We start from the raw sequence: 20743 nt of genomic DNA, 5'->3' as shown, positions 1-20743 counted from the left end.
TCTAGTAAGGTCTTTTTTATAATAAAAACAGCTTTTTTTGTATCTTAAAGTGTAAACCAACCTTTAACCAATTCATCTTCTAACGGCTGTACCTCTTTGTGGATAAACTCATTAGTATCTCTACTATAAGTATAATCCAAGGCCCATGTTTTATGGTTTTCGGCCAAAGCTGTAATACTGTTGCACACCAATTCAATCTCGGCATTTGTTGTTGTAGGATGAACAGACATTCTAATCCAACCCGGCTTTCTAATTAAATCACCTAAAGTAATTTCGTCTATCAATTTATGGGACGTTTCCTGATCTACGTGCAATAAAAAATGTCCGTAAGTTCCGGCACAACTACATCCGCCACGAGTTTGTATTCCGAATTTATCGTTCAATAACTTTACGCCCAAATTAAAATGCAAATCATCCACATAGAAAGAAATAACACCTAATCGATCTTGGTGCTGCCCTGCCAAAATTTTAATATTTGAAACAGCGCCTAATTCAGAGAAGATATAATCTACAATTTCATGTTCTCTCTTCATTATATTATCAATCCCCATCTGCTCTTTTAACTGAATAACAAGAGCAGCCTTAATTACCTGCAAAAAACCAGGAGTTCCTCCGTCTTCTCTATCTTCAATGTTATCAACATACTTATGTCCGCCCCACGGATTAGTCCAAGAAACTGTCCCTCCTCCAGGATTATCAGGTACTAAGTTTTGATATAATTTTTTATTGAATACTAAAACACCACAAGTTCCAGGTCCGCCAAGAAATTTATGGGGCGAAAAGAAAATGGCATCTAAATAACTTTCGGAGTCTTCAGGGTGCATGTTTATTGGTACATAAGGTCCCGAACAAGCAAAATCAACAAAGCAAAGGCCGTGATGTTGATGCATTACTTTTGCTACCTCGTGATAAGGCGTTCGTATACCAGTTACATTAGAGCAGGAAGTAATTGACGCGATTTTAAAACTACGGTCTTTGTATTTTTCTAAAAGTATTTCTAAATTTTTTACACTAAATAATCCATCCTCAGTAGAGGGAATAACCACAACATCAGCAATCGTTTCTAACCAAGAAGTTTGATTCGAATGGTGTTCCATATGCGAAATAAAAACAACAGGTTTTTTATCTCCAGGTACGTTTATATAGTCTTTCAGGTTCTCTGGCACTTTTAATCCTAGAATACGTTGGAATTTATTTACTACCCCTGTCATTCCCGTTCCGTCCGTAATAAGCACATCGTCACTATTCGCATTGACATGCTTTTTAATAATACTTCTGGAATGATGGTAAGCTTTAGTCATCGCTGTACCAGAAACCGTAGTCTCCGTATGCGTATTGGCAACAAAGGGACCAAACTCATTCATTAATTTTTCCTCAATAGGACGGTACAAACGACCACTGGCTGTCCAATCCGTATAGATAATTTGTTGTTTCCCGTACGGAGAAGTGAAGTCTTGATTGATTCCGATGATATTCTTACGAAATTGTTGGAAATACTGTTCTAACTGGGTTGGATTCTCTTTGGTCGTCATTCTCATCATTATTTGGTAGTAAAGATATTGTATTTTTTGGGAATCTGCAATCGAGATGAATTGTCTTTTACAATCAGTAACAGCTACTTCCACAAAAATTACTTGTTCGAAACACAAAATACGCCCTTTCAAAGTACTACTCTGAAAGGGCGTATTTTTAGTATAAAAACGTCGCGATTTACAAATCAAATCCAACTGAAAATTGCCAAACTCGGTTGTGTGCTTTTCCTTGATCATACAAATCTCCCAGGCCTAAGTGGTAACGTACTCCTAAACTGATTCCGGAATTAGTTTTGAAACCTCCTCCAAAGTTTATCCCCCAGTCAAAATTATTGGGATCATATTCCTGGGAACTGCTAAACAAGCCATCGTATTCTTCTTTATGAGAAATAGCCAATCCTATTTGTGGACCTGCTTCTATGAAGAAGTTTTTAGACGGATAGACTTTTAGTACTATTGGTAAATTGATATAATCTAGTTTTTGGGTAAACGTACCATTAGCATCTTTAATTTCATAGCCTTGTTGAGAATACAGGAGTTCGGGTTGGATCGAAAAGCTTTCGCTAATAAATGACTCGCCATAGACCCCTATGTGAAACCCGTGGCGTTGCCCCGTTTCTCCGTCACCATCAAAACTTACGGCCGCTAAGCTATACCCTCCTTTTATACCCGCGTTTGACTGATGCGTTGCTGCATCCTGTGCGTGTCCTGATGTAGCTATACCCACTAAAAAAGCGAGTGTACTATATATTGTTTTCATGTTTTTCTTGTTTATGTTTGACCGTTAGGGCCAATAATTAAAAACAATTCTCGACACCTCCACTGTGAGTAACTTAGCATCGAAGAAATTGTTCGACGACACCTCGAATGTTAGGACTTTTTTGTTTTTGAAATGTATCGATAAGCTATTGCACAAAGAACATCTCCCGAAACCAGTTCAGGATAAAACACATTGCCTTTTTTAATAAAAATACCCAGCGACTTTATTGTGTTCTTCTATTTCCCTCCATTTGCTTTAAGATCTGCTAAACATTGGGCGTCTAGTTTCGGGGCTGAACCTCCTGAAACCATATTAGCAACTCCACTTCCTGATTCTGCAGACCAATACATTAAACAACTTTTGACATTACAATGTTTTTCATGCTCTGCGTCTTCATGGTTGCTTTGTAAAGGTGCTCCTAAATTCGTAAGTCCAAGAATATGACCAAATTCATGTGTAATAGTCGTTGTTTCAAACAGAGATCTGTTGGGTTCAAAAGGACTATCGCTTAAACCATGAATCGTCTTCTCATAAATTACAAAGGACGTATTTCTATAAGCAGTTCCTAAAACATAGCTATTCCCTGAGTCAGAAGCGGATGCTCCATCAATAAAAAGTGCCCATACCGCAATTTGGTTTGCAGAGTTGTATTTCGTTCTATTAGCGTCTTCGATAGCTACAATTTCTTTATTGGTAAAAGTGGCTTTCCCAGGCGAAGCAATCGATCTTTTCACAACTGTTATACCTCCTGGTTTATTGGATCTAGCATTCAAAAAAGAAGTGAAATTATTAATTGCAGTCGCTGATGGTTCATACCCCTCCACATAAACCACTTCGATTACCATGCTTTTATAAGTATCCGCAGATAATAAATCATGGGACGAACTTCCCGTTGCTTTTTTATTATTAGTGATTGAATATCCGTCAACTGAAATAGTGTCTGTACTGTCCTCTTTTGAACAGGAAACTAATAAGATAAAGGTCATCGTTACTACTGCAATTCTTTTTTTCATTTTTATTCTTTTTTATGAATCTCCTTTTTTAAAAACAGCAACCGTTTACTGTTGCTGTTTTAAATCAAATCCTTTATTTTTAAACCGAATGTCTCGAATTATATTTGTCCTAACACTAAGGTCACAGCAGCATTTGTTTTACTTTGTAACGTTATTGAGGATGTACTGTAGCTCACTACTTTCCATGTATTATTCAATAAGCTAAAAGAAGTAAATCCTGTGAAATTCAATTTTAGAAATACATCTGCCTCTGAACTTACTGTATAAGTCCCTGTTGCCGTATTCACTAAAGCAGTACTTGCTTTCATTGTCCAATCATTTGCAAAATCTACTGTATTATCTTTATAATTGTTTGCCGAATCTGTGCCTGCAGTAACAAATGACTGTACTTTAAACATACCGTTAACTAAAATAGTTTCCAGTTTTTTCGCATTTTGTTCTGCTTGCGTTATTGTTGCTTGCGTTGCAAGAGAAGCATTGATATTCGATTGCAACTCAGCATCACTATTAACCGTTGCATCTGTACCTCCAGCGAGTGTAACTGTAATCGGGTAGTTTACTGAAAATAACTCGGTGCTGCTTACATTACTTATATACGTAAACAATTGCTTCTCGGATGTGATAACCACGCTCCCTGTTTGTTGTAAACTTACATTATAAGTTAAAATTGTAATAGGGAAGTTAATGTTTAATGAAGTAATAGCCCCTTGACCTGATGCTTCTGCTTGGCTACATGTATTAAGGATCGCATTGTACTCCGTTTGATTGTTTGCCATAACTTCCGTATAGTTACTTGTTTTGACGCGCAATGGAAATTGAAGCACTACTGAATCCTGGTCATTGTTAAATCGACCTAAAATAGTAATCGCTTGTTGGTAATCCAGTTGGCTAAAAAGAGTAACCCTAGTCCCGTTAACTATTGCGGTAGCGGGCAATAAAATAGAGGAACAAGAAGCGCCGTCAATAAAATCATCAAATGAACCATCGTACATTGAAGTACGTTTCAGGTTATTTGCAGTTGTCGAATTAGCCGCGTTTGTATTTGGATTCTCTCCTTGTACGTCATCTACTTCACTTTGGCATGATGTGAGACCTAATATAGCCATCAATGCAATTCCGGTAATCGTTTTTAATCTTTTCATAATTTACAAATTTAATGTTTTTCTAATGTTATACAGCGATGATTGATTCGCCATTCTGTTAGTAAGACAACCAACATTAAATTTACCCTACTCTCCTTTTTAATAAAAAAATAAATATCTCCATAAACATCTTTAAATCAATGTTTTAAATTTTTTAAAAAAAAATTAAATTTAATCCAGTCTTACCGTTGTTTAAAAAAAATTACATTTACAGCCCATTCAATGAACCTACTATAAATGAATAACGGAGATAAAAACCTTTGCGAAGAGCAACATTTTAGTGACTTTTATATTAAGAACGTACAGTCAGCTACTAATTTTGCCTACTATAAATGTGGCGACAGTGATGCTGCCTTAGACCTTGTTCAAGACGCTTTTGCGAAAATTTGGGAAAATTGTTCCCAGATTGATTTCAGCAAAGTCAAGACCTATTTACTCACTACGGTAAATAATTTATTTCTAAATACTATAAAACACAATAAAGTAGTGATGGCTTTCGCCAAAGAGACGCCTAATTTAGACACGACAAATCAAAGCCCAGAGTATTTATTTGAAGAAGAAGAGTTCAAAGTGAAACTGCAAAATGCGATCGCCTCTTTAAGTGAAGCACAACGCGAAGTATTCTTAATGAATCGGATTGATGGAAAAAAATACCGAGAAATAGCCGAATTGCTAGATATTTCGCAGAAAGCAGTTGAAAAAAGAATGTCGGCAGCACTTAAAATTTTGAAAGAGCAAATAGAAAACATATAATTCTTTGATTAATAGTAGGGTAAATCGAATTGAAATTGTCTTATACATATAGAGTTGAAAATGAAAAACGAAAAAGAAATAATAAAGTGGCTTAACGGCGAACTTTCAAGTCAGGAAATCGAAGATTTAAAAAAATCTGAAGGTTTTGTCACGCTTGAAAAAATAGCGTATTATGCTTCGCATCTTGAAAGTCCAAAGATAGATGCACAGGCGGCATTAGCGGCCTTCAAAACCAAATCTCTTTCGAAACAAGAAACAAAAGTACGAACGCTAAACTTCAAAGCCTTTTTTAAGGCAGCGGCGGTTTTAGCAATACTGCTTACCTCCTCTTATTTTCTGTTTCTTAACAACATTCAATCCTACGAAACCGGAATTGCTCAAACAAAAATGTTCCGATTGCCCGATAACTCCGAAGTTTTACTGAATGCCGCTTCAAAAATCACCTTCAATGAAAAAAAATGGAAAAACAACCGGGATTTAACCCTTAACGGAGAAGCCTATTTTCAGGTGCAAAAAGGAGAAACCTTCAGCGTACAAACTGCTGATGGTGTTGTAACAGTACTGGGAACTCATTTTAATGTAAAACAACGTAATAATTATTATGAAGTAAGTTGTTACGAAGGATTAGTAAGCGTAACCTATAATAATGAAATCGTTAAATTACCCCCCGGAAAAACGTTTAGAGTTGTGAATAAGCAAATTGAAGCCGTCGATGATTCTGCTGCAGAAAATCCATCGTGGATGCAACAGGAATCGAGTTTTACAGGAATTCCTTTGGACCAAGTCATAGCGGAATTAGAGCGCCAATACGATATTAAAATCAAGGCAGATGATGTTGATACTTCTAAGTTGTTTACGGGAAGTTTTACCCATAACAATCAAAAAATCGCTTTGGAAGCAGTGACCATTCCTTTAAAGTTAAGTTACAAAATAGAAGGCAAAACTATCGTATTCTATAAATATGAATAAATGGATTCTTTATTTAATGGTATGCACGGCAACCATCGGTCAGGCACAAACAGCAACCAATAAAATCGCTTTAACGACGGTCATGGCCAACATTGAACAACAGTTTAATGTTAAATTCTCTTATGCCGTAGAAGATGTAATCGCTATTACTATCGAAAAACCAGCTACTGAACTAACGCTTCAGCAAACGATAGCGTACCTCAACTCTAAGGTGCTTTTAAACTTTAAAGCGCTGGACTATCGCTACGTAACGGTTTCCGTATTGAACAAAATATTCCCTATTTGTGGTATCGTACAAGCTCAGGATTCTCAGGCACAGCTATCAGGAGCAACTGTGGGCGTTGACAACAGTTCCAGTAAAACCATTACTGCAAAAAACGGTGCTTTTAATCTAAATAATGTAGCCCTCGACGCTACTATTACCATTTCATTTATAGGTTACGAATCCAGTCAATTTACCGCGAATGAATTGTTTTCTGCTGAAAACAAGTGTAAGAAAATTTTTCTAAAACCTTCCAAGGAAGAACTCAATCAAGTATTGATAAATGTTTACCTAACACCAGGATTACAGAAATATATAGACGGAAGCACGGTTTTAAACACTAAAAAGTTTGGTATTCTTCCCGGGCTCGTAGATCCCGATGTGCTGCAGTCCATACAGGCTTTGCCAGGAGTGGAAAGCACAAATGAAAGTATTGCTAATATAAATGTCCGCGGAGGAACCAACGACCAGAACTTAATGCTTTGGGACAATATAAAAATGTACCATTCCGGGCACTTTTTTGGTTTAATTTCCGCCTACAATCCTAACGTAACTAATAAAGTCACGGTAAGTAAAAATGGAACCAGCGCCGCCTTTAGCGACGGGGTTTCGAGTACTATCGATATGACTACTAATGACAAAATAGGTACTGCTGTTTCAGGTGGCGGCGGTGTCAATCTAATCAGTACCGATGCCTTTGTAGAAATTCCGTTAGCTAAGAATCTCGAGTTGGATATCTCTGCACGTCGTTCTCTAACTGATTTAATTAATACTCCCACTTTTGCCAACTATTACCAAAGAAGTTTTCAAGATACAGAAATTAATGCCGACAGTGCCGATAAAAGTACCAACTCTGATTTCTATTTTTATGATTATACCGCTAAATTACTATTCGACTTAAACGACAAGCACAGCTTTAGAGCGAACATAATCGGAATCAATAACGCCTTGAACTATGCTGAATATTCGAACAGCGACCAGAGCGAATCCAAGGTCAGCCAGCTTTTGCAAAAGAACATGGGGTACGGAGGAAGTTGGAAAGCCAAATGGACTGACAACTTTAGTACAGAACTAGTCACTTATTTTTCCAAATACAATATTGACGCTACCGATTATCGCGTCCCAACAGACCAGCTACTGACCGAAGCTAATGAAGTACTTGAAACAGGAACCAAGCTGAATGCATATTATAAAGCAAATTCTAACCTTAGTTTATTATTAGGGTATCAGGTTAATGAAACTGGAATGCTCAACCAAACTACCGTAAGCGCTCCCTCCTATTCTAGCACTAAAAAAGACGTATTACTCAATCATGCCGTCTTTGCGGAAGCAGAGTACAACAAGAATAACACCTACTTAAGATTGGGAACACGTTTAAATTATTTTGGAAAATTCGACAAATTACTAGTAGAACCTCGTATTAATTTCCGGCAACAGGTATCGAAGCAATTTGCTTTAAAATTAGAAGGAGAGTTTAAAAATCAAACCACGACTCAAATCATCGATTTTGAAGACGACTTCCTCGGTGTAGAAAAAAGACGCTGGGTTTTAGTTAATAACAAGGACATCCCAATCGCAACTAGCAAGCAAGGCTCTTTTGGAGTTGAGTTCAAGCGAAATAAATTAAATGTTGAACTGACAGGATTTTACAAAATTGTCGATGGCATTACAGCTTCAAATCAAGGATTTTATAATAATTTTCAATACAAAAATGCGTTTGGAAGTTACACTGCTAAAGGAATCGAATTTCTGGCTAACAAAACGGCAAGAAGATTCAGTACCTGGGTTAGTTATACGTACAGCATTAACGACTATGAGTTTGATTCCTTTACTCCTTCTACTTTCCCTAACAATGTAGACATTCGGCACTCTGCCTCGCTCGGATTCAATTATAATATTCTCAACAATCTGAAAATTTCGGTGGGAGGAATTTGGCGCAATGGACAACCGTACACTCGTCCTATTAAAGGCAATGAAACGGTACGTAGTGGTAATAATACCATGGTTAATTATGGCGCACCTAATAGTCAAAATCTCGATGATTTTATGCGATTAGATGCATCTTTTAGCTACAATTTCAATTTTAACACAGCCATTAAAGCAACCCTACGCGGTGGAGTGATCAATATCACTAATGAAGACAATGTCATCAACCGCTACTACAAAGTGGACCCGAACAAGAGTAGCAATACTGTTACCGTAAACAATAAATCTTTGGGTATGACTCCCAATGTAAGTTTTCGAGTTAATTTTTAGCTACAAATATATCATCACCGATTTAGAAAAAAACCTTTTTAATTTCAGCTGTAAAAGGGTTTTATTTGTATTGAAAATCAGAAATTAATACATTTCATAAGTAAAGAGCTACGTCGCTTTTAAAAATATCATATATTTGAGAAACAAAATAAATGTTGCGGTGTAACTGAACTACACTATGTTTTAAATACATTACATAAAACAAAAACTATGAATAAAAATACTGATTTGGGATTGTTAATCCTTCGTATTGTGGTTGGAGGACTTATGTTACTTCACGGAATTGCCAAATTAGGAGATGTATCCTTTATAGAAGGTATGTTGTCTGGAAAAGGATTACCTTCTTTTCTTGCCTACGGCGTTTATATCACCGAAATTCTTGCTCCCCTACTAATCCTTGTTGGATACAGAACCCGATTAGCGGCTGCCGTATATGTGATCGGTACTTTATTTGCTTTTTTCTTAGTACACACAGCAAATCTGTTTTTATTAAACGAAAATGGAGGTTGGCAATTAGAATTATTGGGTTTATACCTATTTGGCGCACTAGCACTTTTCTTTACTGGTGGTGGCAAAATGGCAGTTTCTTCATCGAATACATGGGATTAAACTTTTGACAATACATATTAAGCTTAACTTCCAATCTGCATTTTTTAAATACAAGAAACAAAAAACAAAACCCCTTTACAAAATACAACTTTGAAAGGGGTTTTATATTTTAAACACGGCTATTTTATATTCCAGCTACTGCTTTTATTTCATCAATAATTCTTAAAGCCAGCGTATCAGCCTGAGCTTGTGCAGGCGCCTCAGTATAAATGCGGATAATAGGTTCTGTATTTGATTTTCTCAAGTGTACCCATTCATTAGCAAAGTCAATCTTTACTCCGTCGATAGTAGTGATATCTTCGTTCTTGTATTTATCAGTCATAGCAACCAGAATCGAATCGACATCAATTTGTGGAGTCAACTCGATTTTGTTTTTGCTCATGTAATACTCCGGATACGAAGCACGTAAAGCCGAAACGGTCATTTTCTTATTGGCCAAATGTGTCAAGAACAAAGCGACACCTACCAAACTATCACGACCATAGTGTGACTCTGGGTATATGATTCCGCCGTTTCCTTCCCCGCCTATGATCGCATTATTCTTTTTCATTAAATCCACAACATTCACCTCGCCTACGGCACTAGCTTCGTAACTTCCGTTATGTCTGTTAGTCACATCGCGCAAGGCACGAGAAGAAGACATATTAGAAACAGTATTCCCTGCGGTTTTACTCAACACATAGTCAGCACAAGCTACCAAAGTATATTCTTCACCAAACATTTCACCATCTTCACAGATGAAAGCCAAACGGTCTACGTCTGGATCGACGACAACTCCTAAATCCGCTTTTTCTTTAACTACTAGCTCTGAAATATCCGTTAGGTGTTCTTTTAAAGGCTCGGGGTTGTGTGGAAAATGTCCGTTAGGTTCACAGTATAACTTCACTACTTCAACGCCCATCAATTCCAATAATTTTGGGATAATAATTCCTCCCGATGAATTTACACCGTCCACTACTACTTTGAATTTAGCTGCTTTTACCGCTTCAACATCAACTAAAGGCAAGTTCAATACCTCATCAATGTGAATGTCCATATAAGCATCATTCTCCGTAATTTTGCCTAAACTATCCACATCTGCAAAAGCAAATGCTTCTGCTTCTGCGATAGCAAGGATTTTTTCTCCTTCAATACCATTAAGGAATTCTCCTTTATCATTTAATAACTTTAAGGCATTCCATTGCTTTGGATTGTGTGAGGCAGTAAGAATAATTCCACCGTCTGCTTTCTCCAAAGGAACGGCAATTTCAACTGTTGGCGTCGTTGACAATCCCAAATCAATCACATCAATTCCTAAACCGATCAAAGTATTCACTACCAGATTATGAATCATAGGTCCTGAAATACGGGCATCACGACCCACTACTACCTTTAACTTATCGTCCCGAATAATTGAGGGATCTTGAACGTTTTTTAACCAGGTTCCATACGCTGATGCAAATTTTACAGCATCAAGCGGTGTCAGGTTATCCCCCACTTTCCCTCCTATTGTCCCACGTATTCCAGATATCGATTTTATTAAAGTCATTCTTATATTTTTAAATTTTGAGTACTTCCTTTTGAATTTCCCACAAATATAATAATTGACAGTTTAAAAAAGTCATTTAGAATTCTTAATTTAGGCGAATGAACTTCTTAGCACATATCTATCTCTCGGGCGACAATTATTTAATCAAAATTGGCAATTTCATGGCTGACGGGATTCGGGGGAAACAATTTAAAAATTATCCTCAGGAAGTACAGAAAGGGATTGTACTTCATCGTGCCATAGATACCTTTACGGATGCCCATCCTGTTTTTAGACAAAGTACTAAAAAACTACATTCCAGATACCATCATTATGCCGGTGTGATTGTCGATGTTTTTTACGATCATTTTCTGGCAAAAAATTGGGATAATTACTCGGATGAAAATTTAGCTGACTATGTCAATGATTTTTATCAGTCTTTGTCTGACAACCTCCCCATTTTAAGTGAAAAAACGGTGATGATGATGCCTTATATGATCGACCAAAATTGGCTACTTAGTTACCAAACCATTGAAGGGATTGACAATATATTGACCCAAATGGATAGCCGAACTAAGAATCAATCAAAAATGCGATTTGCTTCGGAGGAACTCAGGGAGTTTTACACCGAATTTGAGGAGGATTTCACAGCGTTTTTTGAGGAATTGAGAGCCCACGCCCAACAGAAATTAATAGAAAAGTGATTTCTTTTTTACCACATAAAAAAATAAATTAGTTTTATTGTCGAGAAAGATCAGAAAAATAAATTTTTGAATATACTTTTAAAGAATAATTAAATCCAACCAGGAAAGCTATTATCAAGCGTAACGTCTTTATAGGCAAACTAAAATTCTATGTCTCTATGTAATTAGACCTTTTAAAACTAATTACTTTTCTAAAAAAAACCTATCAAACCAAAATACCGCAACCTAATGAAAAAAATAATACTACTCTTTTCTCTCGCAATTCTCAGCTGTAAATCGAATGAAAAAGTCGTCGCTCTAAAAGGTTTGGTAACAGATAAAGCCATGGTCGTTTCGGCACGGGAAGAGGCCTGTGCTATTGGGGTCGACATTATGAAAAAAGGTGGAAATGCTTTTGACGCGATGGTCGCAACAGAATTGGCATTGGCAGTATCTTATCCTCAGGCTGGAAATCTTGGCGGTGGTGGCTTTATGGTTTTTAGAAGAGCCAATGGAGAAACCGGAGCCCTTGATTACAGAGAAAAAGCACCGCTTGCTGCATCCAAAGATATGTATCTCGATGCTGCCGGAAATGTTATTGAAGGCCGAAGTACTGCTTCGGCTGTGGCTTCCGGAATTCCGGGTACGCTGGCTGGTTTATTTCAAGTGCATAAAAAATACGGCTCTCTACCAATAGCTGAAATCTTAGCACCTGTTATAGCGTTAGCCGAAAATGGAGTTGTTGTTACTAAATTTCAAGCAGAAAGCTTAGCTACCTACAGAGAAACATTTATACAAACCAATGGAGTAAATAGCTTGTTTTCTCAAGTTTATAAAGCGGGTGACACTATTAAATATCTTGCTTTGGCAGCCACTTTAAAACGAATTGCAAAAAATGGCCGTGATGAATTTTACAAAGGGGAAACGGCAAAAAAATTAGTAGCTTTTCTAAAGACGAAAGACGGTAACATGACGCTGGAAGATTTAAATCAATACGAGGCTAAATGGAGAGCACCGATTACTTTCGCCTACAAAGATTTAAAAATCACTTCTATGTCCCCACCGAGCAGCGGAGGATTCTGTTTGAACCAAATAATGAAAATGATTGAGCCGTTTAATCTTACCACAATGGGGCACAACAGTCTCAAAGCTATTCAAGTGATAACTGAAGCGGAACGGAGAGCATTCGCAGACAGAAATGCTTTCCTTGGAGATCCTGATTTTGTAAAGATTCCCATAAAAGAACTATTAGATTCCACTTACATTAAAAACAGAATGAGTAATTTCTCATTCGACCAAGCGTCACAATCATCAGAAATAGGAAAAGGGAAAATTGCAGGTTATGAAAGCAAACAAACTACACACTACTCTATTGTTGATCCAGAAGGAAATTCGGTTTCGGCTACCACTACCTTAAACGACAATTATGGTTCTAAAATCTACTGTGATGATTTAGGGTTCTTTTTAAACAACCAAATGGATGATTTTAGCGCTAAATCAGGCGTTCCTAACCTTTACGGACTTACAGGAACCGAAGCCAACAGTATCGCTTCAAGCAAAAGAATGCTCAGCTCTATGACCCCAACCATTGTGGAGAAAAACGGAAAATTGTTGATGGTGGTGGGAACTCCTGGAGGTTCTACTATTATTACCTCTGTTCTGCAAACCATATTGAATGTGTACGAATTTGATATGAGCATGCAGGAAGCAGTCAACGCGTCTCGTTTTCATCATCAATGGCTTCCGGACGAAATTACCTTTGAGCCAGACTCTTTCGACAAAGAACTGCTGGAAAAAGTAAAAGCTAAAGGATACAAAATCAACGAAACCGACAAAGAAATTGTAGGCCAAGTAGATGCTATCTTGGTATTGCCGAACGGAAAACTGGAAGGTGGCGCCGATAAAAGAGAAGACAATAAAGCTTTAGGTTTTTAAACTATTTCTAAATCATTCTATTTCAATTAAATAATACAAATACATCAGAAATGAAAAAAATTATTATTCTATTATGCGTCATAACATTTGGCTGTAAGACGCAAAAAAATGTTGTGCAGCCTACAGGAGTTTTAGCCAATGAAGTGATGGTCGTTTCGGCACGCGAAGAAGCTTCAAAAATTGGTGTCGAAATCATGAAAAAAGGCGGAAATGCTTTTGACGCTATGGTCGCCACAGAACTAGCGTTGGCAGTAGCCTATCCTTACGCCGGAAACCTTGGTGGTGGCGGTTTTATGGTCTACAGAAAAGCAAATGGGGAAAAAGGAACATTGGACTATCGCGAGAAAGCACCATTGGCAGCCACAAAAGATATGTTTTTGGATGCCAATGGAAATGTCATTCCTGGAAAAAGCACTAAATCTGCGCTAGCAATAGGAGTACCTGGAACCATAGCCGGTGTTTTTGCAGTCCATGCAAAATTAGGTTCTTTACCTCTTGAAGAAATTTTAAAACCCGTCATTGAATTAGCAGAACGAGGCGTTGCGGTTACCCAGAAACAGGAAGAACGACTGAATCAATACCATGACGAACTTAATGAAACTAATGGTCATAATTCAGTGCTTTCAAAAGTGTACAAAGAAAAAGACACCATTAAATATCCAGCGCTAGCGACAACATTGAGAAGGATTTCAAAAAATGGACGAGACGAATTTTACAAAGGTGAAACAGCTAAAACTTTAGTAGCTTATCTTCAGGCAAAAGGAGCTATCATTACCATGGAAGATTTGGCACAGTATGACGCCAAATGGAGAAAGCCACTTAGCTTTAAATACAAAGACTTGAATATTATCTCGATGGCACCACCAAGCAGTGGCGGAATATGTCTGGCACAAATATTTGAAATGATTGCCCCTTATGATTTGGCTAAAATGGGACATAACTCAACTAAATCGATACAAGTGATTGTGGAAGCGGAACGAAGAGCTTATGCAGACCGAAATTACTTTTTAGGAGATCCTGACTTTGTAAAAATGCCTTTGAATGCTTTAATGGATAACAATTACTTAAAGGAAAGAATGGCAAATTTCAGTTTTAATAAGGCGACGTTGTCTTCAGATATTAAGCAGGGGAACGTCACTTATAACGAAAGTATGGAAACGACGCACTATTCCATCGTAGATCAGTTTGGAAATGCGATTGCCGCCACAACAACACTAAATGCCGGTTATGGTTCAAAATATTACTGTGATGAATTGGGTTTCTTTTTGAACAATGAAATGGATGATTTCAGCGCTAAAGCGGGAGTTCCTAACATGTTTGGACTCGTAGGAAATGAAGCGAACAGCATTGCCCCACAAAAAAGGATGCTGAGTTCCATGACACCAACTATTGTAGAAAAGAACGGAAAACTATTGATGACCTTGGGTTCCCCAGGAGGTTCGACGATTATAACTTCTGTGTTGCAAACGATATTGAATGTTTATGAATACAACTTTAGTATGCAAGAAGCGGTTAATGCACCTCGTTTCCACCACCAATGGTTACCGGATCTGATTACATTCGAACCCAATACTTTCAGCACACAAACCTTTGACGCCTTAAAAGCTAAAGGCTATCTTATCAATGAAAAAACAACTCCCGTTATTGGTAAAGTGGATGCTATATTAGTTCTGCCAAGCAATAAACTGGAAGGTGGAGCTGATTTTAGAGGAGATGATACCGCAGTTGGATTTTAGTAGAATCTAGTTAATTGCTGATTTAGAATATGCTTTTTAAGAAAATAGCCATGGTGAATAACTACTGGAATTTCTAAAATATATTGTTTAAAGTATCACTAGTTCACAATTTAGAGAATATGTGACCAAACAGAAGTGTCATTGTTATCTAATTAGGTTGTAGAGATAAAATGAATTTTGATTTACTGAAAAAGTGATGCAAACTACATAAAATAATTATTGGCATTTTATATTTACAAAGCAATCAGGTGGTCCTTGCGAGAATACGAATAAACAAATTACGAAGCTGTGAAAAAATTTGTTGCAGAAAAGAATCTAAAGTCATTGAGCAGAAAAGAAGCACCGAAAATCTTATGGTATCATTAAAATAATAGTAATTTAGCAACTTTTAAAAAAAATTTAAATGCTCAAAAGATATCTTACTAAATTAGAAAATATAATTGCCTGGTCGCAATCTATGCTGACAGAAAAGCAATTTATTTTCTTATCTAGTGTATTGGTAGGTATTTCTTCAGCATTTGCAGTGATTGTTCTAAAATCGTTTGCCCATCAAGTTTTCTCGTTTGCCACATACATTAATGGTATTTTAAAATTGAGTTTCATCAATAGTCTTTTACCTATTGCAGGTTTAGTCTTGACTGTGTTTGTAGTAAAAAGAGTCTTAGGTGGCTCTATAGAAAAAGGGACTTCCCAAATTTTATATGCAGTTGCAAAAAAAGCAAGTATAGTTCCAAAAAAACAAATGTATTCCCAAATAATAACGAGCTCGCTTACTGTCGGACTTGGAGGTTCTGCAGGTTTAGAGAGTCCGATTGTTGTGGCCGGCGCCGCTTTTGGGTCAAATTACGCACAGCGCTATAAACTCAGTTATAAAGACAGGACGCTTCTTATTGGTTGTGGAGTCGCTGCGGGAATAGCTGCAGCTTTTAACGCTCCAATTGCCGGTGTTTTATTTGCGGTCGAATTTTTACTTGTCGATGTGAGTATCGCGGCATTTACGCCAATTATGATTGCGGCCGCAACAGGTGCCTTGGTCTCTGAAATCGTATTGGACGAATCTATTTTATTAAATTTTAGACAACAGCAGGTCTTCGATTATCATAAAATCCCTTTTTATATCCTTTTGGGGATCTTGACCGGTTTCATGTCTGTTTACTATACTCGATATTTTCAAAGAACCGAACATTATTTTGCTAAACTTAAATTCAATTCTTACCAAAAAGCGTTGATGGGCGCCTCTATTCTCGCCGTTCTAATTTTTATATTCCCAACACTCTTTGGTGAGGGTTATGAGAGTATTAAAGTTTTATCAGAAGATAATCCAGGTAAAATTTTAGAAAATACTCTTTTTAGCGATTTTAAGAATAACAGTTGGGTCCTTCTAATTTTCGTTGGTTTGACGATGATGGTAAAAGTTTTTGCCACAGGAATTACTTTAGGAGCTGGTGGAAACGGGGGTAACTTTGCTCCATCCTTATTTGTAGGTTCCTATCTGGGCTATGTTTTTTCAAAATTAATAAACCTAACTGGTCTAACCCAGTTACCAGTAAGTAATTTTACGATGGTAGGAATGGCAGGCATTTTGAGCGGATTATTTCATGCTCCATTGACAGCCATTTTCTTAATTGCGGAGATAACCGGTGGATACAGCCTTATGTTACCCTTGATGATTGTTGCTTCGATTAGTTTTGCTATATCAAAACGCTTTGAGAAACACTCTATGGATGTCAAAGAACTCGCTAAAAAAGGACATGCTTTTACCAGTAATAAAGACACAAATGTATTAGCTACGTTAGATACAACTTCTATTATACAAACGGATTATTTAACCGTTACACCAGATGAAAATCTAGAAAAACTAGTTGATCTTATTTCGCACTCAAATCAGGTTATTTTTGCAGTAGTTGATAAAGACAAGCGCTTAGTAGGTGTTGTACATTTTAATAATATCCGGGAAATTATTTTTAATACGTATAGAGTAAAATATACCTTAGTCAAAAACATCATGGCAGCTCCTACTGAAATAATTTATCCTTTCAACACCATGGAGACAGTAATGAACAAATTTGAACGATCAAAAGTTGCGTTTTTACCTGTGGTGAAAGATGATAAATACTACGGGTTTATTTCTAAATCAACAGCGCTAGAGGCCTATCGAACCAAATTAAAATCGATGACAATAGAGTAAAAAGTAGTACTCCTTTTTAACATAAACTTTTATATTGTTGTATCGAAAGAGTAAATCAAAATAGTAACTTTGCCTTTTTGCAAAAATTATGTTAGACAAAGACAATACTATTGAGGTTCAAGGCGCTCGCGTTCATAATCTAAAAAATATAGATGTTTCAATTCCACGTGAAAAACTGGTCGTAATTACCGGTCTTTCAGGCTCAGGAAAATCATCCCTCGCATTTGATACTATTTATGCAGAAGGCCAACGTAGATACGTAGAAACTTTTTCTGCTTACGCCAGACAATTCCTTGGAGGTCTCGAGCGTCCCGATGTCGATAAAATTGATGGGCTTTCACCTGTCATCGCCATTGAACAAAAAACGACCAGTAAAAGCCCCCGTTCCACTGTGGGAACCATCACTGAAATCTATGACTTCCTGCGTCTGCTTTATGCACGTGCAGCGGATGCCTACAGTTACAATACGGGAGAGAAAATGGTTAGCTACTCTGATGAACAAATCAAATCGCTAATCATTGATGATTTCACTGGTAAACGAATCAATATCCTAGCTCCAGTCATCAGAGCGAGAAAAGGGCATTACGGAGAATTATTCCAGCAAATTGCCAAGCAAGGCTTCTTAAAAGTTCGCGTAAATGGTGATGTCCTTGACATTACCCCAGGCATGAAACTGGACCGTTATAAAACACACGATATCGAGATTGTAGTGGATCGTATGGTCATAGAAAACACTCCCGATAACGAAAAACGCTTAAGCGAAAGCATCAATACCGCCATGCATCATGGAGAAAATGTATTGATGGTGCTGGATCAAGATTCTAAAGAAGTACGTTACTTTAGTAGAAATTTGATGTGTCCTACTAGCGGAATATCTTATCAGAATCCGGAACCTAATTTATTTTCCTTTAACTCTCCAAAAGGGGCCTGTGATCATTGTAAAGGACTGGGAACGGTCAACGAAATCAACACGAAGAAGATCATTCCAAATCCAAAGTTGTCCATAAAAGCGGGTGGCTTTGCCCCTTTAGGCGAATACAAATCGTCTTGGATTTTCAAGCAATTGGAAATCATTGGAGAGAAATATGGATTCAAAATTACCGACGCTATCGAAAAGATTCCGCAGGAAGCCATGGAAATGATTTTAAATGGCGGAAAAGAAAAATTCACGATTAACTCTAAAGATTTAGGCGTTGCTCGTGATTACAAAATAGACTTTGAGGGAATCTCCCACTTTATAAAAAACCAATACGAGGAAAGCGGTTCTACAACTATAAAACGATGGGCTAAGGAATTTATGGATGAAATACCTTGTCCGGTTTGTGAAGGTTCTCGTTTGAAAAAAGAAGCGCAATTCTTTAAAATCGACGAACAAAACATCACCGAATTGTGTGCGATGGATATTTCTGATCTGACCGCATGGTTTAAGGATTTAGACAGCCGTTTATCTGATAAACAGCAGCGTATCGCCAGTGAAGTAATCAAAGAAATAAAGGACCGTCTGAACTTTCTGATGAATGTAGGTTTGGAATATTTGGCTTTAAGCCGAAGTTCAAAATCACTATCTGGTGGAGAAGCACAACGCATCCGACTAGCGACACAAATTGGTTCACAATTAGTTGGGGTACTCTATATTTTAGATGAGCCAAGTATTGGTTTACACCAAAGAGACAATGATAAATTGATTCATTCTTTGGAACAATTACGTGATATTGGGAACTCGGTTATTGTGGTCGAACATGACAAAGACATGATTGAACGTGCTGATTATGTGATTGACATTGGTCCGAAAGCAGGGAAATTTGGAGGCGAAATCATCAGTATTGGTACTCCAGCGGAAACCCTGAAATCAAATACCATTACCGCACAATATTTGAACGGCGAAATGAAAATTGAGGTTCCTTCCAAAAGACGGAAAGGAAACGGAAAATTCATGAAACTAACCGGAGCGACAGGAAACAACTTAAAAAATGTTTCCATTGAATTACCATTAGGGAAACTAATCTGTGTTACCGGAGTTTCTGGAAGCGGTAAGTCGACTTTGATCAATGAAACGCTATACCCTATTTTGAATGCGTTTTATTTTAATGGCGTCAAAAAACCAAAACCATACAAAAAAATCGAAGGCTTAGATCTTATTGATAAAGTAATCAACATTGACCAAAGCCCAATAGGGAGAACACCACGTTCTAATCCTGCTACTTATACCGAAGTATTTACGGAAATCAGGAAATTGTTCACCATGACTTCAGAGAGTATGATACGCGGCTATAAAGCGGGACGTTTCAGCTTTAATGTAAAAGGCGGACGCTGCGAAACCTGCCAAGGATCTGGTGTGCGTACCATCGAGATGAACTTCTTGCCGGACGTTTATGTAGAATGCGAAACCTGTCAAGGAAAACGTTTTAACAGAGAAACCTTAGAAATTCGTTTTAAAGGAAAATCCATTTCGGATGTACTGAATATGACCGTTGACGAGGCGGTTCCGTTTTTTGAAATGATCCCGAAGATACACCGCAAAGTAAAAACAATTCAAGATGTCGGTTTAGGTTACATTACACTTGGTCAGCAAAGCACAACGCTTTCGGGTGGCGAAGCACAACGTATTAAACTCGCAGGAGAATTATCAAAAAAAGATACCGGAAATACCTTTTATATATTAGACGAACCCACTACGGGACTCCATTTTGAAGACATTAGGGTATTGATGGGCGTGATCAATACATTAGTAGATAAAGGGAATACGATTCTAATTATCGAACACAATATGGACGTAATCAAACTAGCAGATTATATTATCGATATTGGTCCTGAGGGAGGAAAAGGCGGCGGAAAAGTTGTTGCCAAAGGAACTCCCGAAGAAATAGCAGACAATAAAAAAAGCTATACCGCGAAGTTTTTGAAAAAGGAATTGGAGTAAGTGTTTTTTAACACAGATTCCACAGACTTACACGGATTGTTTTATTCATAAACTACTCCGCTAACGTGTCATTCCGAGGAACGAAGCAATCTAACACAGTATTAAGGCGGTTCTTTATGGAGATCTCTCCTTCGTCGAGATGACAAATCGTACGGATAAGTTGTGTTTAATTTAAAATTGAGTGATTTATTGTATTCCTATTTCTCTATCTAATCAACACTAACTTGTCATTCTGACAAAGGAAGAATCTCACCCAGTATTGAGCACTTTGTTATTGCTTCCTGCTGTGCGAAGTCTCCCGACTTCGTACGGATAAATTATGCTTAATTTCAAATTATTTGATTTATTGTATTCCTATTTCTCAATCTAATCACCACTAAGTTGTCATTCTGACGAAGGAAGAATCTCACCCAGTACTGAGGAGTTTCATTATGGAGATCTCTCCTTCGTCGAGATGACAAATCGTACGGATAAGGTA

14 protein-coding genes are annotated in these 20743 nt (G+C 37.4%); 9 read left to right on the top strand and 5 right to left on the bottom strand.

The features are described from left to right. Positions 1-44: 44 nt before the first annotated feature. The 4 genes from A3SG_RS0105900 to A3SG_RS0105885 form a co-directional block, all read right to left on the bottom strand. Positions 45-1532, bottom strand: coding sequence for an aminotransferase class V-fold PLP-dependent enzyme (locus A3SG_RS0105900; RefSeq protein ID WP_029596637.1), 1488 nt, complete (start codon positions 1530-1532; stop codon positions 45-47). Between the two features lie 178 nt (positions 1533-1710). Next, positions 1711-2292: a porin family protein gene (locus A3SG_RS0105895; RefSeq protein ID WP_016989099.1), complete on the bottom strand. Its 582-nt coding sequence runs from the start codon at positions 2290-2292 to the stop codon at positions 1711-1713. A gap of 236 nt (positions 2293-2528) precedes the next feature. Further along, positions 2529-3305: a membrane metalloprotease gene (locus A3SG_RS0105890; protein ID WP_016989098.1), complete on the bottom strand. Its 777-nt coding sequence runs from the start codon at positions 3303-3305 to the stop codon at positions 2529-2531. Positions 3306-3403: 98 nt separating this feature from the next. After that, positions 3404-4447 (bottom strand): hypothetical protein, encoded by a 1044-nt coding sequence (locus A3SG_RS0105885; protein WP_016989097.1) that lies wholly within the window; start codon positions 4445-4447, stop codon positions 3404-3406. Between the two features lie 237 nt (positions 4448-4684). Between A3SG_RS0105885 and A3SG_RS0105880 the strand changes: the two genes are divergently transcribed. The 4 genes from A3SG_RS0105880 to A3SG_RS0105865 all read left to right on the top strand — a co-directional run bounded on the left by A3SG_RS0105880 (position 4685) and on the right by A3SG_RS0105865 (position 9296). Beyond that, positions 4685-5200, top strand: coding sequence for an RNA polymerase sigma factor (locus A3SG_RS0105880; RefSeq protein WP_016989096.1), 516 nt, complete (start codon positions 4685-4687; stop codon positions 5198-5200). Between the two features lie 60 nt (positions 5201-5260). Next, positions 5261-6169, top strand: coding sequence for a FecR family protein (locus A3SG_RS0105875; protein ID WP_016989095.1), 909 nt, complete (start codon positions 5261-5263; stop codon positions 6167-6169). Further along, the gene (locus A3SG_RS0105870) at positions 6162-8687 is read left to right on the top strand and encodes a carboxypeptidase-like regulatory domain-containing protein (RefSeq protein ID WP_016989094.1); all 2526 of its coding nucleotides are present in this window, start codon (positions 6162-6164) and stop codon (positions 8685-8687) included. The genes A3SG_RS0105875 and A3SG_RS0105870 overlap by 8 nt, the downstream gene beginning before the upstream one ends. Positions 8688-8897: 210 nt before the next feature. Continuing rightward, positions 8898-9296 carry a DoxX family protein gene (locus A3SG_RS0105865; protein WP_016989093.1) on the top strand — a complete coding sequence of 133 codons (399 nt, stop codon included), beginning with the start codon at positions 8898-8900 and terminating at the stop codon, positions 9294-9296. A gap of 124 nt (positions 9297-9420) precedes the next feature. Here the strand turns inward: A3SG_RS0105865 and glmM are convergent, their stop codons facing one another. Then, positions 9421-10824, bottom strand: a complete 1404-nt coding sequence (gene glmM / locus A3SG_RS0105860) for a phosphoglucosamine mutase (RefSeq protein WP_016989092.1) — start codon at positions 10822-10824, stop codon at positions 9421-9423. A gap of 98 nt (positions 10825-10922) precedes the next feature. On the opposite strand from glmM, the gene A3SG_RS0105855 reads away from it, so the two are divergent. The 5 genes from A3SG_RS0105855 to uvrA all read left to right on the top strand — a co-directional run bounded on the left by A3SG_RS0105855 (position 10923) and on the right by uvrA (position 20265). Beyond that, positions 10923-11507, top strand: coding sequence for an ACP phosphodiesterase (locus tag A3SG_RS0105855; RefSeq protein WP_016989091.1), 585 nt, complete (start codon positions 10923-10925; stop codon positions 11505-11507). Between the two features lie 228 nt (positions 11508-11735). Continuing rightward, the gene (gene ggt / locus A3SG_RS0105850) at positions 11736-13421 is read left to right on the top strand and encodes a gamma-glutamyltransferase (protein WP_016989090.1); all 1686 of its coding nucleotides are present in this window, start codon (positions 11736-11738) and stop codon (positions 13419-13421) included. Positions 13422-13471: 50 nt separating this feature from the next. After that, positions 13472-15157, top strand: a complete 1686-nt coding sequence (gene ggt / locus A3SG_RS0105845; RefSeq protein WP_016989089.1) for a gamma-glutamyltransferase — start codon at positions 13472-13474, stop codon at positions 15155-15157. A 403-nt stretch (positions 15158-15560) separates the two neighbouring features. Next, positions 15561-17345 (top strand): chloride channel protein, encoded by a 1785-nt coding sequence (locus tag A3SG_RS0105840; protein WP_016989088.1) that lies wholly within the window; start codon positions 15561-15563, stop codon positions 17343-17345. Positions 17346-17433: 88 nt separating this feature from the next. After that, a complete protein-coding gene (uvrA, locus tag A3SG_RS0105835) occupies positions 17434-20265 on the top strand; it encodes an excinuclease ABC subunit UvrA (protein ID WP_016989087.1) in 2832 nt (943 codons plus the stop codon). The last annotated feature ends 478 nt before the right edge of the window (positions 20266-20743 follow it).

The organism is Flavobacterium sp. ACAM 123, assembly GCF_000264055.1.
In the GTDB taxonomy this organism is placed as follows: Bacteria; Bacteroidota; Bacteroidia; order Flavobacteriales; family Flavobacteriaceae; genus Flavobacterium.
The sequence above is the reverse complement of the archived record's forward strand: the minus strand, read 5'-3'. Positions and strand labels throughout refer to the sequence as shown.

What these genes read in the sequence shown, in the direction of transcription:
- ggt (WP_016989090.1), top strand. Translation starts at nt 11,736, where the DNA reads ATGAAAAAAATAATACTACTCTTTTCTCTCGCAATTCTCAGCTGTAAA.
- A3SG_RS0105875 (WP_016989095.1), top strand. Translation starts at nt 5,261, where the DNA reads ATGAAAAACGAAAAAGAAATAATAAAGTGGCTTAACGGCGAACTTTCA.
- A3SG_RS0105880 (WP_016989096.1), top strand. Translation starts at nt 4,685, where the DNA reads ATGAATAACGGAGATAAAAACCTTTGCGAAGAGCAACATTTTAGTGAC.
- A3SG_RS0105895 (WP_016989099.1), bottom strand. Translation starts at nt 2,292, where the DNA reads ATGAAAACAATATATAGTACACTCGCTTTTTTAGTGGGTATAGCTACA.
- A3SG_RS0105855 (WP_016989091.1), top strand. Translation starts at nt 10,923, where the DNA reads ATGAACTTCTTAGCACATATCTATCTCTCGGGCGACAATTATTTAATC.
- glmM (WP_016989092.1), bottom strand. Translation starts at nt 10,824, where the DNA reads ATGACTTTAATAAAATCGATATCTGGAATACGTGGGACAATAGGAGGG.
- A3SG_RS0105900 (WP_029596637.1), bottom strand. Translation starts at nt 1,532, where the DNA reads ATGACGACCAAAGAGAATCCAACCCAGTTAGAACAGTATTTCCAACAA.
- A3SG_RS0105870 (WP_016989094.1), top strand. Translation starts at nt 6,162, where the DNA reads ATGAATAAATGGATTCTTTATTTAATGGTATGCACGGCAACCATCGGT.
- ggt (WP_016989089.1), top strand. Translation starts at nt 13,472, where the DNA reads ATGAAAAAAATTATTATTCTATTATGCGTCATAACATTTGGCTGTAAG.
- A3SG_RS0105890 (WP_016989098.1), bottom strand. Translation starts at nt 3,305, where the DNA reads ATGAAAAAAAGAATTGCAGTAGTAACGATGACCTTTATCTTATTAGTT.
- A3SG_RS0105840 (WP_016989088.1), top strand. Translation starts at nt 15,561, where the DNA reads ATGCTCAAAAGATATCTTACTAAATTAGAAAATATAATTGCCTGGTCG.
- uvrA (WP_016989087.1), top strand. Translation starts at nt 17,434, where the DNA reads ATGTTAGACAAAGACAATACTATTGAGGTTCAAGGCGCTCGCGTTCAT.
- A3SG_RS0105885 (WP_016989097.1), bottom strand. Translation starts at nt 4,447, where the DNA reads ATGAAAAGATTAAAAACGATTACCGGAATTGCATTGATGGCTATATTA.
- A3SG_RS0105865 (WP_016989093.1), top strand. Translation starts at nt 8,898, where the DNA reads ATGAATAAAAATACTGATTTGGGATTGTTAATCCTTCGTATTGTGGTT.